The organism is Pseudomonas sp. CCC4.1 (genome assembly GCF_035019225.1).
In the GTDB taxonomy this organism is placed as follows: Bacteria; Pseudomonadota; Gammaproteobacteria; order Pseudomonadales; family Pseudomonadaceae; genus Aquipseudomonas; species Aquipseudomonas bubulae.
Genome location: NZ_JASJWL010000050.1, coordinates 1 through 16,609 on the forward strand (window position 1 = coordinate 1; position 16,609 = coordinate 16,609).

Annotated in this window: 20 protein-coding genes; 11 read left to right on the plus strand and 9 right to left on the minus strand. The window is 59.4% G+C overall.

What is annotated here, in order from left to right:
- The first annotated feature begins 312 nt into the window (after window positions 1-312).
- From phhA to QN377_RS17420, 6 genes are all read left to right on the plus strand, one after another.
- Complete coding sequence (gene phhA, locus QN377_RS17395; protein WP_095002631.1) at window positions 313-1,104, plus strand: phenylalanine 4-monooxygenase; 792 nt, start codon at window positions 313-315, stop codon at window positions 1,102-1,104.
- A 43-nt stretch (window positions 1,105-1,147) separates the two neighbouring features.
- Window positions 1,148-1,504 carry a 4a-hydroxytetrahydrobiopterin dehydratase gene (locus QN377_RS17400; RefSeq protein ID WP_016781595.1) on the plus strand — a complete coding sequence of 119 codons (357 nt, stop codon included), beginning with the start codon at window positions 1,148-1,150 and terminating at the stop codon, window positions 1,502-1,504.
- Window positions 1,504-2,700: an amino acid aminotransferase gene (locus tag QN377_RS17405; RefSeq protein ID WP_296303115.1), complete on the plus strand. Its 1,197-nt coding sequence runs from the start codon at window positions 1,504-1,506 to the stop codon at window positions 2,698-2,700. Before QN377_RS17400 ends, QN377_RS17405 begins: the two co-directional genes overlap by 1 nt.
- A gap of 189 nt (window positions 2,701-2,889) precedes the next feature.
- Complete coding sequence (locus QN377_RS17410) at window positions 2,890-3,021, plus strand: hypothetical protein (protein WP_254925257.1); 132 nt, start codon at window positions 2,890-2,892, stop codon at window positions 3,019-3,021.
- An 80-nt stretch (window positions 3,022-3,101) separates the two neighbouring features.
- Window positions 3,102-3,278, plus strand: a complete 177-nt coding sequence (locus tag QN377_RS17415) for a hypothetical protein (RefSeq protein WP_322212639.1) — start codon at window positions 3,102-3,104, stop codon at window positions 3,276-3,278.
- A 36-nt stretch (window positions 3,279-3,314) separates the two neighbouring features.
- Window positions 3,315-4,502 carry an MFS transporter gene (locus tag QN377_RS17420; protein WP_095002634.1) on the plus strand — a complete coding sequence of 396 codons (1,188 nt, stop codon included), beginning with the start codon at window positions 3,315-3,317 and terminating at the stop codon, window positions 4,500-4,502.
- 49 nt (window positions 4,503-4,551) lie between these two features.
- Here the strand turns inward: QN377_RS17420 and arfB are convergent, their stop codons facing one another.
- The 8 genes from arfB to QN377_RS17460 form a co-directional block, all read right to left on the minus strand.
- Window positions 4,552-4,965, minus strand: a complete 414-nt coding sequence (arfB, locus tag QN377_RS17425; protein WP_088377742.1) for an alternative ribosome rescue aminoacyl-tRNA hydrolase ArfB — start codon at window positions 4,963-4,965, stop codon at window positions 4,552-4,554.
- Between the two features lie 90 nt (window positions 4,966-5,055).
- Entirely contained in the window at window positions 5,056-6,474 is a 1,419-nt protein-coding gene (locus QN377_RS17430) for an amino acid permease (protein ID WP_322212637.1), read from the minus strand.
- Window positions 6,475-7,075: 601 nt separating this feature from the next.
- The gene (gene rluB / locus QN377_RS17435) at window positions 7,076-8,272 is read right to left on the minus strand and encodes a 23S rRNA pseudouridine(2605) synthase RluB (protein WP_088377744.1); all 1,197 of its coding nucleotides are present in this window, start codon (window positions 8,270-8,272) and stop codon (window positions 7,076-7,078) included.
- Between the two features lie 144 nt (window positions 8,273-8,416).
- Window positions 8,417-8,608, minus strand: coding sequence for a DUF1289 domain-containing protein (locus QN377_RS17440; protein ID WP_095018927.1), 192 nt, complete (start codon window positions 8,606-8,608; stop codon window positions 8,417-8,419).
- 161 nt (window positions 8,609-8,769) lie between these two features.
- Window positions 8,770-9,720: an SMC-Scp complex subunit ScpB gene (gene scpB, locus QN377_RS17445; RefSeq protein WP_095032019.1), complete on the minus strand. Its 951-nt coding sequence runs from the start codon at window positions 9,718-9,720 to the stop codon at window positions 8,770-8,772.
- Between the two features lie 12 nt (window positions 9,721-9,732).
- Window positions 9,733-10,431, minus strand: coding sequence for a segregation and condensation protein A (locus tag QN377_RS17450; RefSeq protein WP_170943745.1), 699 nt, complete (start codon window positions 10,429-10,431; stop codon window positions 9,733-9,735).
- 119 nt (window positions 10,432-10,550) lie between these two features.
- On the minus strand, window positions 10,551-11,183 hold the full coding sequence (locus QN377_RS17455) for an L-threonylcarbamoyladenylate synthase (protein WP_088377747.1): 633 nt from the start codon (window positions 11,181-11,183) through the stop codon (window positions 10,551-10,553).
- A 13-nt stretch (window positions 11,184-11,196) separates the two neighbouring features.
- The gene (locus QN377_RS17460) at window positions 11,197-12,060 is read right to left on the minus strand and encodes a PHP domain-containing protein (protein WP_095002640.1); all 864 of its coding nucleotides are present in this window, start codon (window positions 12,058-12,060) and stop codon (window positions 11,197-11,199) included.
- Between the two features lie 84 nt (window positions 12,061-12,144).
- Here QN377_RS17460 and QN377_RS17465 point away from each other — a divergent pair, with 84 nt between their 5' ends.
- The 5 genes from QN377_RS17465 (at window position 12,145) to QN377_RS17485 (ending at window position 15,772) form a co-directional block, all read left to right on the plus strand.
- Window positions 12,145-12,747, plus strand: a complete 603-nt coding sequence (locus tag QN377_RS17465; protein ID WP_095002641.1) for a septation protein A — start codon at window positions 12,145-12,147, stop codon at window positions 12,745-12,747.
- Between the two features lies 1 nt (window position 12,748).
- Complete coding sequence (locus tag QN377_RS17470) at window positions 12,749-13,048, plus strand: YciI family protein (protein WP_095002642.1); 300 nt, start codon at window positions 12,749-12,751, stop codon at window positions 13,046-13,048.
- Window positions 13,049-13,108: 60 nt separating this feature from the next.
- Window positions 13,109-13,786: a response regulator transcription factor gene (locus QN377_RS17475; protein WP_095002643.1), complete on the plus strand. Its 678-nt coding sequence runs from the start codon at window positions 13,109-13,111 to the stop codon at window positions 13,784-13,786.
- A 142-nt stretch (window positions 13,787-13,928) separates the two neighbouring features.
- A complete protein-coding gene (locus QN377_RS17480; RefSeq protein ID WP_095002644.1) occupies window positions 13,929-14,360 on the plus strand; it encodes a Spy/CpxP family protein refolding chaperone in 432 nt (143 codons plus the stop codon).
- A gap of 77 nt (window positions 14,361-14,437) precedes the next feature.
- Window positions 14,438-15,772, plus strand: a complete 1,335-nt coding sequence (locus tag QN377_RS17485; protein WP_095018929.1) for a sensor histidine kinase — start codon at window positions 14,438-14,440, stop codon at window positions 15,770-15,772.
- 184 nt (window positions 15,773-15,956) lie between these two features.
- Here QN377_RS17485 and QN377_RS17490 read toward each other — a convergent pair whose 3' ends face one another.
- On the minus strand, window positions 15,957-16,520 hold the full coding sequence (locus QN377_RS17490; protein ID WP_095002646.1) for a nitroreductase family protein: 564 nt from the start codon (window positions 16,518-16,520) through the stop codon (window positions 15,957-15,959).
- Window positions 16,521-16,609: the final 89 nt, after the last annotated feature.

The window sequence follows — 16,609 nt, forward strand, 5'->3', positions numbered from 1 at the left end:
GTGGGCTCGGAGATGTTTATAAGAGACAGGCTCGCGAAGGCTCAAAGAGCGCCATTCGCGAGCAGGCTCGCTCCCACAGGGAGGTTTTCCGGCTTCAGAGGCATTTCATCGTCACGATTTTGTGACAGTTGTGCTGTCGCACAATCAAGAATGACAGCCTGCCCCTCACATCGTAACGAATACTTTACGAATAAGCGCCATCATCCCAGCATTACTGGCTTTAGGCTAGCTGCACATGACAATCACTTGAGGTATCACTAAGGCATCGCAACAACACCGAATAATAAAAACGATTTCCTTGCGGAGAGCCCCATGAAGCAAACGAAATACGTCGCCCGTGAGCCTGATGCCAATGGCTTTATCGACTACACACCTGCCGAGCACGGGGTGTGGAACACGCTGATTACCCGTCAGCTGAAACTGCTGGAAGGCCGCGCCTGCCCCGAGTACATGCAAGGCATCGAAAAGCTGGGCCTGCCCCACGACCGCATCCCGCAACTCGACGAGATCAATCAGGTACTGGGCGCCACCACGGGCTGGCAAGTTGCCCGGGTACCCGCACTGATCCCCTTCCAGACCTTCTTCGAGTTGCTGGCCAACAAGCAGTTTCCAGTGGCCACCTTTATTCGCACTCCCGAAGAACTCGATTACCTGCAAGAGCCGGATATTTTCCATGAGATTTTCGGCCACTGCCCGCTGCTGACCAACCCGTGGTTCGCCGAATTCACCCACACCTACGGCAAACTGGGGCTGCAAGCGAGCAAGGAGCAACGGGTGTATCTGGCACGCCTGTACTGGATGACCATCGAGTTCGGCCTGGTCGACACGCCGGAAGGCAAACGCATTTACGGTGGCGGGATTCTGTCGTCGCCCAAAGAAACGGTTTACAGCCTGTCTTCAGAGCCGGAACATCAGGCTTTCGATCCGCTGGAAGCCATGCGTACGCCGTATCGCATCGATATTTTGCAGCCGCTGTATTTTGTCCTGCCGGACTTGAAGCGACTGTTTGACCTGGCCCATGAAGACATCATGGGTATGGTCGAAAAAGGCATGACAATGGGCCTGCACGCGCCGAAGTTCACGCCCAAGCCGAAAGCGGCTTAACCTTTTTTTAGTCATCAATAAAAACTGATTTCAGGAATCCACCATGAACGCACTGAACCAAGCCCACTGCGAAGCCTGCCGCGCCGATGCTCCACAGGTCAGCGACGAAGAACTGCCGATCCTGATCAAACAGATCCCGGACTGGAACATCGAAGTTCGCGACGGCATCATGCAGCTGGAAAAGGTCTTTCTGTTCAAGAACTTCAAATTCGCCCTGGCCTTTACCAATGCCGTGGGCGAGATCGCCGAAGCCGAAGGCCATCACCCGGGCCTGCTGACCGAATGGGGCTCGGTCACCGTGACCTGGTGGAGCCACTCGATCAAGGGCCTGCACCGCAACGACTTCATCATGGCCGCACGCACTGATGAAGTCGCCAAAACTGCCGAAGGTCGCAAGTAATGCACTTTGCCGATATTGGTCGGGTACCGGGCGACCCGATTCTCGGTTTGATGGACGCCTATCAACAGGATACCAATCCGGACAAGTTCGACCTGGGCGTGGGCGTCTATAAAGACGCCAATGGCCTGACGCCGATCCTGCAATCAGTAAAGTTGGCCGAGCAGCGCCTGGTCGATCAGCAACAGACCAAAACCTATATCGGCGGTCATGGTGACAGCCGATTCGGGCAACTGATCAGCGAACTGGTGCTGGGCGAAGACTCACCCCTGCTGGCCAGCAAGCGCGCTGCAGCGACCCAGACCCCGGGCGGTACCGGGGCCTTGCGCCTGAGCGCCGATTTTATCGCGCAATGCTTGCCGGGCCGTGGCATCTGGCTGAGCGATCCAACCTGGCCGATCCACGAAACCATCTTTGCCGCAGCCGGGCTGAAGATCAGTCACTACCCTTACGTGGGCAGCGACAACAAGCTCAATGTCGCGGCCATGCTCGAAGCCCTGGAACACGCGCCAAAAGGCGATGTGGTGCTGCTGCACGCCTGCTGCCACAACCCGACCGGCTTTGACCTGTCCCAGGCGGACTGGCTGCAGGTGCTGGACGTGGTCCGTCGTCGTGAATTGCTGCCTTTGATCGATTTTGCCTACCAGGGTTTTGGCGACGGAATACAGGAAGACGCCTGGTCGACCCGCCTGTTCACCCGTGAACTGCCGGAAGTGCTGATCACCAACTCGTGCTCGAAGAACTTCGGCCTGTACCGCGAACGCGTCGGTGCATTGATTGTGTGTGCCAATGACGCCGAAAAGCTGACCGACATCCGCAGCCAGTTGGCCTATATTGCGCGAAACTTGTGGTCCAACCCGCCGGATCACGGCGCGTCGGTGGTGGCGACCATCCTCGGCGATGCCCAGCTGAAAAGCGTGTGGATCGCAGAAGTGGAAGCCATGCGCAGCCGTATCGCGCAATTGCGTAGCGGTTTGGTGGAAGCCCTGATCCCGTTCGGGCTGGCGGAGCACTTTGCCCATATTAATGAGCAACGCGGGATGTTTTCGTACACTGGCCTGACCCAAGAGCAAGTCCAGCTGTTGCGCGAGAAACACAGCGTGTACATGGTTGGTTCGGGGCGCGCCAATATGGCCGGGGTCGACGGCACGCGCCTGAGCCTGCTGGCCAAGGCGATTGCGCAGGTGTGTACACACTAGCCCCCCCACCTGTAGCAGCTGCCGAAGGAACGAGGCAGCTGCTCTACAGGGCTCTGCCTTTTGCAGCGACAGCTGCAATATGAAAAGTTCGATACAAATCCCCCCAGACGCAATAAAAAGACAAATTGTCACACTCCCTCCTGTATCCTTAGCAAGCTACTTAAAACACACCTTACGAGGAGCGCGACGATGCACGAGATCCCAAACCTCCCCTTCCCAAGCCTGCACGAAACCGAGCAGCCAACCCCGCAACACACCAGTGGCGAAAACCCCGCACTGGACGAGGCTTCTGAAAGCCTGCAGGCCGAAAGCGAAGACTGACGGCGCACAATCAGACGGTGCGAAAAGCATTCAGTTTTTCACACCGTCTGACACAATCGCCCCTTATTGCGGAATCAAGCGTGACTGACACCTTCAGCGATACCCAGGCCAGCGTTCTGATCGGCACCGCCGAGAAAATGATCGACCTCTGGGAGCGCCTCAGCCCCGAAAAACAAGCTCGCCTGCTCAAACGGTTCGGCACCCAGGAAAATGCACTGGCCGCTTTAATCGCGACGCAACTGGTTACACCACTATAATCTGCACCAACCCGCTCCCCGCAGGACCCCTACCCCATGCCTGAAACACAGCGCCCCATGGCAATCACGCTGCAAGTGGTTTCCATCGTCCTGTTTACCTTTATCGGCTATTTGAACATTGGCATTCCGCTGGCCGTACTGCCGGGTTACGTGCATAACCATCTCGGTTACGGCACGGTGATCGCCGGGCTGGTGATCAGCGTGCAATATTTGGCTACGCTGCTGAGCCGGCCTTACGCCAGCCGCTACATCGATACCCGGGGCAGCAAGCGCGCCGTGATGGTTGGCCTGGCCGGCTGCGGCCTGAGTGGCGTATTTATGCTGGTGTCCAGCTGGCTGACGAGCATGCCGGCCTGGAGCCTGGCCAGCCTGTTGATCGGCCGGCTGGTGCTGGGCAGCGCGGAAAGCCTGGTGGGCTCCGGCTCCATCGGCTGGGGCATAGGCCGGGTCGGCGCACAGAACACGGCCAAGGTGATTTCCTGGAATGGCATCGCCAGCTACGGCGCCATAGCCATTGGCGCGCCTCTGGGCGTGGTCATGGTCGGCCACCTGGGGATGTGGAGCCTGGGCGTAAGCATTATTGCCCTGGGAGCGCTGGGCGTACTGCTGGCCTGGCCAAAACTGGCGGCCCCCATTGTCAGCGGCGTGCGCCTGCCGTTTCTGCATGTACTGGGACGAGTACTGCCTCACGGCACCGGGCTGGCCCTGGGCTCGATCGGCTTTGGCACCATCGCCACCTTTATCACCTTGTATTACGCGACCAACCACTGGGAAAACGCAGCGCTGTGCCTGAGCCTGTTTGGCGCCAGCTTTATCAGTGCGCGCTTGCTGTTTGGCAATCTGATCAACCGTATCGGCGGTTTTCGCGTGGCAATTGCCTGCCTGAGCGTCGAGACGCTGGGCCTGCTGTTGCTGTGGCTGGCACCCAACCCGGAGTTGGCCCTGGCGGGCGCGGCCTTGAGCGGCTTTGGCTTTTCGCTGGTGTTCCCGGCGCTGGGGGTTGAGGCGGTCAACCTGGTGCCGGCCTCCAGCCGGGGGGCTGCGGTGGGTGCGTATTCGCTGTTTATCGACCTGTCGCTGGGCATCACCGGGCCGCTAGTGGGTGCCGTGGCGGCAGGGTTCGGCTTTGCTTCGATCTTTCTGTTTGCGGCGCTGGCGGCGCTTGGCGGGTTGATGCTGAGTGTTTATCTGTATCGTCAGGCGCAGAACGCAAGAGCGTCCTAGCTCGCGCTCAGGGTGATTAAGCCCGCTCCCACAGGACTGCTGCTGCCCTCTAGAAATCCACCTTGCCCCGCCCCGCCTTGATGTTGCCGCGCTTGGTCTTGGATTCCAGCCGACGTTTTTTTGAGCCCAGGGTCGGCTTGGTCGGGCGGCGCTTTTTCTCCACCTTGGTGGCACTGACGATCAACTCCGCCAGACGCTCCAGCGCATCAGCCCGATTCTGCTCCTGGGTGCGGTATTGCTGGGCTTTGATAATCAGCACGCCATCACTGGTGATGCGGCTGTCACGCAGCGCCAGCAACCGCTCCTTGTAAAAATCCGGCAACGACGAATTGGGAATATCAAAGCGCAGGTGCATGGCGCTCGAAACCTTGTTGACGTTCTGCCCGCCCGCACCCTGGGCGCGAATGGCCGTCAGTTCGATCTCGGCATCAGGGATATGCACGTTGTTGGAAATCACCAGCATCAAAAAAGGGTCCGTGTTCAGAGCATCAAGGATACCCCACAAACAACAAACCCGGCGCAATGGCCGGGTTTGCAGGGTTAAACACAGCGTTTATTTGGCAGAGCTGTAAGCTGCTGCCTGCGCCTGTACCGCGCGCTTGTTCTTGATCACGAAGCACAGCCACATAAAGGCCACCCACACCGGAATCGCGTACACCGACACGCGAATCCCCGGGATCAACAGCATGATCACCAGGATAAACGCTACAAACGCCAGGCAGATGTAGTTGCCGTACGGATACCACAGCGCCTTGAACAGCGGGAATTGCGCGGTCTTGTCCATATGCTGGCGGAACTTGAAGTGCGAGTAGCTGATCATCGCCCAGTTGATCACCAGGGTCGCTACTACCAGGGACATCAGCAGTTCCAGCGCATCATGGGGCATCAGGTAGTTGAGCAGCACTGCAATGACCGTCACCGCCGCCGAGGCCAGGATCGAGTTGACCGGCACGCCGCGCTTGTCGATTTTGGCCAGCACTTTCGGCGCATCGCCCTGCTGCGCCATACCCAGCAACATGCGGCTGTTGCAGTAGGTGCCGCTGTTGTACACCGACAATGCTGCGGTCAAGACCACGAAGTTGAGGATGTGCGCAGCAGTGTTGCTGCCCAGCATCGAGAACACTTGCACGAACGGGCTGCTGCTGTAGCTGTCGCCACCGGCATTCAGGGTTTCAAGCAGCGAGTCCCACGGGGTCAACGACAGCAGAACTACCAGGGCACCGATATAGAAAATCAGGATGCGGTAGATCACCTGGTTGATCGCTTTCGGGATCACGGTGCGTGGTTTGTCGGCTTCAGCTGCGGTGAAACCGAGCATTTCCAGGCCGCCGAAGGAAAACATGATAAAGGCCATGGCCATGATCAGGCCGGTCGTCCCGTTCGGGAAGAAACCACCGTGTTCCCACAGGTTGCTGACCGAAGCCTGAGGACCGCCACTGCCGCTGACCAGCAGGTAGCTGCCCAGGGCGATCATGCCGACAATTGCCACGACCTTGATGATCGCGAACCAGAACTCGGCTTCGCCAAACACTTTGACGTTGGTCAGGTTGATCAGGTTGATCAGCACGAAGAAGGCCGCTGCCGAGGCCCAGGTGGGGATCTCCGGCCACCAGTAGTGCACATATTTGCCGACGGCGGTCAGCTCCGACATGCCCACCAGGATGTACAGCACCCAGCAGTTCCAGCCCGACATAAAGCCGGCGAAACCGCCCCAGTATTTATGGGCAAAGTGGCTGAAAGAACCGGCAACCGGTTCTTCGACGATCATTTCGCCGAGCTGGCGCATGATCATGAACGCGATAAAGCCGCAGATCGCATAGCCCAGAATCATCGATGGACCGGCCGACTTGAGCACCCCGGCCGAACCGAGAAACAGGCCAGTACCAATCGCGCCACCGAGGGCTATCAGCTGGATATGACGATTTTTCAGGCCGCGTTTAAGCTCGCCCGAATGCGAGGTATTTCCACTCATTGCAAAGGTCCCACACAAGGTTTGATGTGATTCAGTGCGTTGTAACTTGAGCACCAGAGGCAGTGATCGAAGGGTCTACAACACAAATCAAACCCCAGCGCAGACGCCAGGAATCCAAGGTTGTTTCACGAGTCATGCGTCACCTGTTTGTTTTTATCTGTGACGGAATCGAACCCGCAACGCTTGTGGCATTGCGGAATTATCAAGGCGGATAGCCTTGAGGTTTTGGCCGTTCGGTGTAACGCCGAGCGGCGCAAAATGCGCGGGTACGCAATTGAGTCACAGTTAAAACGCGGCGCATTGTACACCCGCACGAAGGCAAGATCCCATCACACAGCCGATTGCAATACGAAACAAGCCGCAATTTATGTAGGAACTGTCCTAATTCTGTAAATCTCGGAAGGTTTTCATTACAAAGGGATGATTTCAGCGGTTTAGGGTCGGTAAGTGGCTGAATTCGTATAGGTTTATTGACATGGTGTAACGATTATTTGCCACGCGAATTAAGACCCGTAGCAGCTGCCATCAGCATTTCGCAGACATAAAAAAACGCCAACCCCTGGGGGTTGGCGTTTTTTGTACCGCGCTTACCGCTTACCGCTTACTGCGGCTTGCGACGACCGAAGCCCGGGCGCTGGCCCGAACCTGCCGGGGCACCACGACGCTTGCCCGACGGCGCATCGTCAACCAGCTTTGGCCCGTTACGGGTTGGCTTGGTTGGACGCTTGTTGATTTCGCTCGGACGCTCGGCAACTGGCGCACCACGACCTGCTGGCACACGATCAGTACGGCCGGCAGGCTTGCGCGCCGGACGAGCCGATTCATCACGAGCCGGACGGCCCGGACGCTCGCCTTCGATATGCGGCTGGCGTGCCGGACGCGGCGCAACAGGTGCACCTTCAGCCGGGCGCAGCACGCGGGCAACACGGTCACCACGGGCCACAGGGCGCGAGGATTTGCGCTGCATGCGCTCAAGCTTGTCTTTGCTCTTGGCGTTCATCTCAGGCATGGCAACCGGCGTGAGGCCGACTTCAGCGCTGAGAATGTCCACTTCGAACTGGCTCATTTCGCGCCAGCGACCCATCGGCAGATCGGAGTTGAGGAACACCGGACCGAAACGTACGCGCTTCAGGCGGCTGACCACCAGGCCCTGGGATTCCCACAGACGACGCACTTCACGGTTACGGCCTTCCATCACCACGCAGTGGTACCAATGGTTGAAGCCTTCGCCGCCTGGCGCCTGCTTGATGTCGGTGAAACGCGCCGGACCGTCTTCCAGCACAACGCCGGCCTTGAGGCGGGCAATCATGTCGTCATCCACTTCGCCACGCACACGTACCGCGTATTCACGGTCCATTTCGTACGAAGGGTGCATCAAGCGGTTGGCCAGCTCACCGTCAGTGGTGAACATCAGCAAGCCGGTGGTGTTGATGTCCAGACGACCGATATTGATCCAACGGCCTTCTTTTGGACGCGGCAGTTTGTCGAACACGGTCGGACGGCCTTCAGGGTCGTCACGGGTGCAGATTTCGCCGTCGGGTTTGTTGTACATGATCACGCGGCGAACCGATTCGGCTGCCTCTTCACGCTTGATCACCTTGCCATCGATGGTGATGGCGTCGTGCAGGTCTACGCGCAGACCCAGGGTTGCATCCTTGCCATTGACCTTGATCCGGCCCTGGCTGATCCAGCTCTCTACGTCGCGACGCGAGCCAACGCCAATACGGGCGAGGACTTTTTGCAGTTTTTCGCCTGCCGGGCCAATTTCCTGGCCGTCTTTAGGGTCGAGATCTTTCATCTGGGCACCTCCCGGTGTGTCAATTCAGGCGAGCGCCTGAAGTGTTAAAAATGGGCCTTGGGGCTCTGCTGAGCCCCAGAGGGTCGCGAATCATACGCGGATATTGGCCATTGCGCATCAAAGGCTAGTCACGAAGTGCGTGGCTCACTTGGTTTTCCGCCGGCCGGTGGCCTCAAGCGCCAGTAAACGCAGGGCGGATTCGGCCAGCACCGCACGTTTTTCGTCTTTGTCGAGTTTCTTCCAGGCCTTGATTTCACGCTTGGTCCGCCCGCAGCCCAGGCAAATGTCGTCAGTGAATTTGCAGACTCCGATGCAGGGGTCTTTGGTTGAACTCATGACAGCCCTCCGAAAATTGTGTGGGAGCGGGTTTGCTCGCGATGGCATCGCTGCGGTGTGCCTGACAGTCCGCGTCGTCTGCATCGCAGGCAAGCCAGCTCCCACGGGTCATGCATTGCCCGCAGAATCCGCGGCTTGCCAGGATCCTTAATGGGAGTGCATCAGTCTTCCTGCTCGCGGCGTTCCTGTTCGATGGCTTCGGCCAGGGCCTGAGCCTCAAGCTCTTCGTCGCTCAAGGCAGATCGCTGCTCAAGTGCAGCAACCGCAGCGCGCAATCGCTCGCGGGCCAACTCGGCCGCAGAGGGTTGCTGCGGTTGTGGTTGGGCTTCTATTTCCGGCTCGGACTCAGGCTCAGGCTCAGGCTCAGGCTCAGGCTCTAGAGCTTCAACTGGCGCAACGTCGCGCAGCAAATCATCAAAGTCAGTTTTAAGACCCTCCTCCATCGAGTCCAGTTCCGTCAGCAGGGTGCGGAAGCTGGTTTCGTCTTTCGGCTCTTCCGGCTCGGCGCTTTCGTCGGCCAGCGCCTGAAGATGCGCAGGCACCGGGGCATCGTCAAAATCGAGGATCGGATCCGGCTCCAGCTCGCGCAGCTCGGCCAGTGGCGGCAATTCATCGAGGCTCTTGAGGTTGAAGTGGTCAAGAAAGCCCTTGGTGGTGGCAAACATCGCGGGCTTGCCCGGCACGTCACGATAACCCACCACGCGAATCCACTCGCGCTCCAGCAGTGTCTTGACGATATGGCTGTTGACAGCCACACCGCGCACATCTTCGATCTCGCCACGGGTAATGGGCTGGCGATAAGCGATCAGCGCCATGGTCTCCAGCATGGCCCGCGAGTAACGTTGCGGGCGTTCTTCCCACAGACGTCCGACCCAGGGCGAGTACTTTTCGCGGATCTGCAGGCGATAGCCGGAGGCAACTTCTTTCAGTTCAAAGGCGCGGCCGTCGCAGGATTTGCGCAGCAGTTCCAGGGCCTTCTTGAAGACCGGCGGTTCCGGGCGCTCGCCCTCTTCAAACAGTTCGAACAGGCGCTCAAGGCTCTGCGGCTTTCCCGAGGCCAGCAGAAAGGCCTCAAGCAAGGGGGCCAGCTCGCGGGGTTCAGTCAAATTCATGGTTTCAGCTCTTTATTCGGCTCTTGCCCGCACATGGATCGGCGCGAAGGGTTCATTTTGTACCAACTCGATCAGCGACTCTTTGACCAGTTCAAGAATGGCCATAAAGGTCACGACTACACCCAACTTGCCTTCTTCAGCGGTAAACAGCTCGACAAAGGGCACAAAGCCACCCCCCTTGAGACGCTCAAGTACGTCGCTCATGCGTTCGCGGGTCGACAGGGCCTCACGGCTGACCTGATGACTTTCAAACATGTCGGTGCGGCGCAGCACTTCGGCCATCGACATCAGCAGCTCTTCGAGCGCCACATCCGGTACCAGTTTGCGCGCCCGTGCTTCGGGAGCATCGAGCTTGGGCACATAGATCTCGCGCCCTACCCGGCTGAGCCCCTCAATGCCTTCAGCGGCAGCCTTGAAGCGCTCGTATTGCTGCAGGCGGCGAATCAGCTCGGCACGGGGGTCACCCTCGTCCTCCTCGATTTCGGCCGAACGCGGCAACAGCATCCGCGACTTGATCTCGGCCAGCATCGCGGCCATGACCAGATACTCGGCCGCCAGCTCCAGGCGCACGGTTTTCATGAGCTCGACATAACCCATGTACTGGCGGGTAATTTCCGCCACCGGAATGTCGAGAATGTCGATATTTTGCTTGCGGATCAGGTACAGCAGCAGGTCGAGCGGGCCTTCAAAAGCGTCAAGAAACACCTCCAGTGCATCCGGGGGGATATACAGGTCTTGCGGCATTTCGATGACCGCCTGGCCATAGACCATGGCCAGAGACAGTTCTTGCTGGGCACCGGCCCGGGCCTCAGGTGCTTCTACGTCAGACATCAGGCCTCGACCATAAAGGGTTGAGGATCACCGCAGCCCACCCGCACGATCTCGGGGTCACCACTGTCCACCAGGCTGATGACAGTGGAGGCCTTGTTGCCGCCAAAACCGCCGTCAATGATCAGGTCGACCTGTTTTTCCAGGGCATCACGGATTTCATACGGGTCTTCCATCGGCTCGCTCTCGCCCGGCAGGATCAGGGTCACGCTCATCAGCGGTTCGCCCAGCTCTTCAAGCAATGCCAGCGCAATCGGATGGCTCGGTACGCGCAGGCCAATGGTACGGCGTTTAGGGTGCAGCAGCAGGCGCGGCACTTCGCGGGTGGCGTTGAGGATAAAGGTGTACGGCCCCGGCGTATGCGCCTTGAGCAGACGGAAGATGCCGGTATCCACCTTGGCAAACAGCCCCAGCTGCGACAGGTCACAGCACATCAGGGTGAAGTTGTGCTTGTCGTCCAGGTTGCGCAGGCGCTTGATCCGCTCGATCGCACCCTTGTCACCCATCTGGCAACCGACGGCATAGGACGAGTCGGTAGGATAAATCACCACCCCACCCTTCTTGATGATTTCAACGGCCTGTTTGATCAGACGCGGTTGTGGGTTTTCCGGATGAATCTGGAAAAATTGACTCACAGTGTTTACCTGTTCAGACGTTGGCAGTGGGTTTGTCATATTTGAATCGACACCACAATGGCGGCAAGTCTTCCGGAAGCGGACGGTATTCGCCGATCTCGGACCACCCTCCTGGACCATGAAAATCACTGCCGGCACTGACCAGCAGACCGAACTCACGCGCAAGGATCGCCAGGCTGCCAACCTGATCGGCCGGCTGGTACCCGTTGACCACTTCAATCGCGTGACCCCCAGCTTGAATATAGTCGCCAATCAGCCGTCGGCGCTTGCTGCGGGTAAAATCGTAGTGCGAGGGGTGCGCCAGACTGACCCAGGCGCCTGCTGCGCGCAGGGTGGCGACGGTGTCTTCCAGGGTCGGCCAGTGCAGCTTGACGTCCCCCAGCTTGCCGGCCCCCAGCCATTTACGGAAGGCTTCGGCGCGATCCTTGACGTAACCGGCCTCCACCAGAAAATCGGCAAAATGCGGACGGGCCGGGGCGTTGCCGCTGTCACCCAGGGCTTGCTGGATAGCCCGTGCGCCTTCAAGCGCACCAGGCATACCCTTGAGCGCCAGCTTGCGACTGATCTCTTCGGCGCGCAGCCAGCGGCCATCGTGCAATTTGGCAATGGCCTCGACCAGCGCCGGGGCGTTGACATCGAAACCGTAGCCGAGCACATGAATCGTCGCCCCGCCCCAGGTGCAGGACAACTCCACGCCGTTGACCAATGTCATGCCCAGCGCCTGCGCCGCCGCGCGGGCTTCGTCGAGGCCTTCAAGTGTATCGTGATCGGTCAGGGCCAGGACTCGCACACCTTTCTCGAACGCACGCGCGACCAGTACCGCAGGCGCCAGGGCGCCATCGGATGCCGTGCTATGGCAATGCAAGTCAATTTCCACGGGGATTTAATAACCTCTAGCTGACGCTTTCGCTGTCATTGATGTTTGTTATTATGCCGCCACATCCTGCTTCTGGCTGCCACTGTGAAACAATTCATCGACTTCATCCCGCTGTTACTGTTTTTCATCGTTTACAAAATCGAACCGCGCATCGTCGAAATCGGCGGGCACAGCCTGTCGGTCGGCGGTATCTACAGCGCTACCGCCATGCTGATCATCAGTTCGCTGGTGGTGTATGGCGCGCTGTTTATCAAGCAACGCAAACTCGAAAAAAGCCAATGGCTGACCCTGATCGCCTGCCTGGTATTCGGCAGCCTGACTCTGGCCTTCCACAGCGAAACCTTCCTTAAATGGAAAGCCCCGGTGGTCAACTGGCTGTTTGCCCTGGCGTTTGCCGGCAGCCACTTTATCGGCGACAAGGTCCTGATCAAGCGCATGATGGGCCACGCCCTGAGCCTGCCAGATGCCATCTGGACCCGCCTGAACGTGGCCTGGATCGGGTTTTTCCTGTTCTGCGGCGCGGCCAACCTGTTCGTGGCATTCACTTACCAAAGCATCTGGGTCGACTTCAAAGTGTTCGGCAGCCTGGGCATGACTGTGTTGTTCCTGATCGCCCAGGGCATTTACCTGTCGCGCCATCTGCATGACACCGACCCGACTGATACCACCCCCAAGACCAAGGACTGACATGCTCTACGCCATCATTGCAACAGACGTCGCCAATTCCCTCGAAGCTCGCCTGGCTGCCCGCCCTGCGCACCTTGAGCGCTTGCAACAACTGAAAGCCGAAGGCCGCATCGTACTGGCCGGCCCGCACCCGGCCATCGACAGCAATGACCCTGGCGCTGCCGGTTTTAGCGGCAGCCTGATCGTGGCCGAGTTCGAATCCCTGAACGCTGCCCAGGCCTGGGCCGAAGCCGACCCTTACGTTGCCGCTGGCGTATATGCCAATGTCAGCGTCAAGCCGTTCAAGCAAGTCCTGCCGTAACCTGTATCTTTACCGGCAGCCGGCGCAAACAGCATCGGCACCGGTCAAATCGAGTAAGTCATGAGCGACCTGTTACTGATAGATGATGACCAGGAGCTGTGTGAGCTGCTGGTCAGTTGGCTGAGCCAGGAAGGCTTTCAGGTTCGCGCATGCCACGACGGTGCCAGCGCCCGCAAGGCGCTGGCAGAGTCCAGCCCCGATGCCGTGGTGCTGGATGTCATGCTCCCCGACGGCAGCGGCCTTGAGCTGCTCAAGCAACTGCGCAACGACCACCCTGATCTGCCGGTGCTGATGCTTTCGGCCCGAGGCGAACCGCTGGACCGCATCCTGGGCCTGGAGCTGGGCGCCGATGACTACCTGGCCAAGCCTTGCGACCCTCGCGAGCTGACAGCCCGCCTGCGCGCCGTATTGCGCCGCAGCCACCCGGCGGCGGTGTCCAGCCAGATGGAGCTGGGCGACCTGTGTTTCAGCCCGATGCGCGGCGTGGTCACCATCGACCAGCGCGACATTACCCTGACCGTGTCTGAAAGCCGCATCCTTGAAGCCCTGCTGCGCCAACCGGGTGAGCCGCTGGACAAACAGGAACTGGCGCAGATCGCCCTGGGCCGCAAGCTGACCCTGTACGACCGCAGCCTGGACATGCATATCAGCAACCTGCGCAAAAAGATCGGCCCGCACCCGGATGGCAGCCCGCGCATCGTGGCACTGCGCAGCCGCGGGTATTTCTACAGCGTCTGAGAAAAGCGCCCTCACCCTGTGTAAATCCCCGGCAAAACCGTCTTTACCAAAGCTTTACCCACGGTTGACAGCGATTGACCTTGATCTCCCTAAACTGGGCGCATCCGGAACAACCGGAATCCAAATTCAAAGGAGACACACCATGCGTAAGACTCTAATTGCTTTGATGTTTGCTGCAGCACTGCCAACCGTCGCAATGGCCATGCCTGGTGGTGACGGCCAGATGGGCCCTCGTCACGGCGGCGAGCACCACGGTCGCGGCGACGCCCCTTACAGCCAGCTGGACCTCACCCGCGAGCAGCGCCAGCAGATCGGCAAGCTGATGGGCGAGCAAATGCATGATCGCAAGCAACTGGTCGAGAAGTACCTGGAAAAACTGCCAGCCGCCGACCAGAAAGCCCTGAAAGACGAGATGAAGGCCAAGCACGACAAAACCCAGAGCGATATTCGCGCCTTGCTCAAGCCTGATCAGCAAAAACGCTTCGACGAGATGCAAAAGAAACGCGCCGAGCGTCAAGCCGAGATGAAAGAGTTTAAGGACTGGAAAGCACAGCAAGCGCCAAAAGCGCAATAATCTGTCTGCCCACCAAGCCCAACGGCTCACGCCGTTGGGCTTTGGTCGTTTCAATCAATGACTTGTGAGGAATTACCGTGCGATCACTGTTTTGGCGCATTCTCGCCAGCTTCTGGCTGGCGATTGCCCTGGTCGCAGGGTTGTCGATCCTGCTGGGGCATATGCTCAATCAGGACGCATGGATTCTCAGCCGTCATCCCGGGATCGCCAATCTGGCGCAACAGTGGACCGAGCGTTACGAAACTCAGGGCGCCGATGCGGCGCAGGATTTCCTTGAACGGCGCAAGCGCCGTTATCACATCGACGTGCAAGTGCTCAACGAAAGTGGCGACCCGCTGGTACGTGGCACCTTCCCGCGTCGGGCAGCCGCCTGGGAAGCCCGCCAGAATCCGGGCACAGAACAGTTGCCATGGCGACGCCTGACCGTCGAATACACCAGCCCCAAAACCGCCGAAACCTACCTGCTGATCTATCGCATCCCCCACCCCGAGCTGGATGCCTGGCACCGCCAGAGCCTGATCTGGCCTCTGAGCGCACTGGGGATTGCGCTGGTGGTGCTGACGCTGTTCAGCCTGATGGTGACGCTCTCGATTACCCGCCCGCTCAAGCGTCTGCGCGTTGCCGTGCATGACCTTGGGCAAACCACTTACCAACAGAACAGCCTGGCGCAGTTGGCGTCGCGACGTGATGAATTTGGCGTGCTGGCCACCGACTTCAACCGCATGGGTGCCCGCCTGCAAAGCCTGATCGGCAGCCAGCGCCAACTGCTGCGTGATGTGTCCCACGAGCTGCGCTCGCCCCTGGCCCGACTCAAGATCGCTCTGGCCCTGGCTGAACGCGCCGGGCCTGAAGAACGTGAAAAACTGTGGCCACGCCTGACCCGCGAGTGCGATCGGCTGGAATCGTTGATCAGCGAGATTCTGACCCTGGCCCGGGTCGATGCCGATCAGGCCAGCGCCGAGCAGGTCGACCTCAATGCACTGCTCAACACCGTGCAAAAAGACGCCTCGATGCTGGCCCCCGAGCAGCCCGTACTGCTGCAAGCCGAACAGGGGTTGGGCCTCAACGGCTGGCCAACGATGATCGAGCGCGCCGTGGATAACCTGTTGCGCAACGCGCAGCGCTTCAACCCGCCTGGCCAGCCGATTGAACTGAGCGCGGAGCGCGAAGGCGAACACATCACCATCAAGGTTCGCGACCATGGCCCGGGGGTCGCTGAAGAGTACCTGGCGCAATTGGGTGAGCCGTTTTTCCGCGCACCGGGCCAGACAGCGGCCGGCCACGGGCTGGGATTGGCCATTGCGCGACGGGCGGCGGAACGCCATGGCGGGCGGCTGATGCTGGGCAATCACCCGGATGGCGGATTTGTTGCCACCCTGGAGTTACCGCTGAAACCGGACGGTAACCTGTAAAGGTTTCGCAGCAATTTGATCGCGTAGCAGCTGCCGTAGGAACGAGGCTGCGTCCGATTGCAAAGCAATCGTAAAATCAGAATCCGCGGTTTAACTGAATAATCGCGTGCGCTGATTTTGCGGTGGCTACGCCGCCGAACGCAGCCTTGTTCCTTCGGCAGCTGCTACGGATATTGGTACAGGGCTACTTAACCGACCACGCCTGCACAAACTCGGCGCTGTCCACCTTGGGCGCAACGCGCAACTCGTTCTGCGGCGTGCCCAAATACAGGAACGCCACCACTTCCTCGCCCTCACCCAGCCCCAAACCCTTGGCCACATGCGGTGCATACGACAACTCGCCGGTGCGCCATACCGCGCCAATGCCCTGGGCATAAGCTGCCAGCTCAATGGCATGGGCCGCACAGCCCGCGGTAATCAGCTGTTCAGCCTTCGGCACCTTGAAGTGATCCTGCAAACGGGCAATCACTACCACCACCAAAGGGGCGCGCAAAGGCATGGCGCGAGCCTTGTCCAGGGCGGCCTGGGTCACTTCGCCACCTTGGGCCAGCACGGCCTCGGCGAGGATTTCACCCAGTTGATTGCGCGCAGCGCCTTCAACCGTCAAAAACCGGTAAGGACGCAACTGACCGTGGTCCGGCGCACGCAAGGCGGCGGCGAAAAGTACTTCACGTTGCTCAGCCGTTGGCGCCGGATCGAGTAGGCGCGGGGCAGAAACACGGTTGAGCAAAGCGTCGAGAGCCTCCATTGGCCACCTCCTGAAGAAAATGTGCAGCTATTCTAACGGTATCTCCCGAAGGCTTGGCGGTTTACATAGCCCGGACCACAGGTAGAATG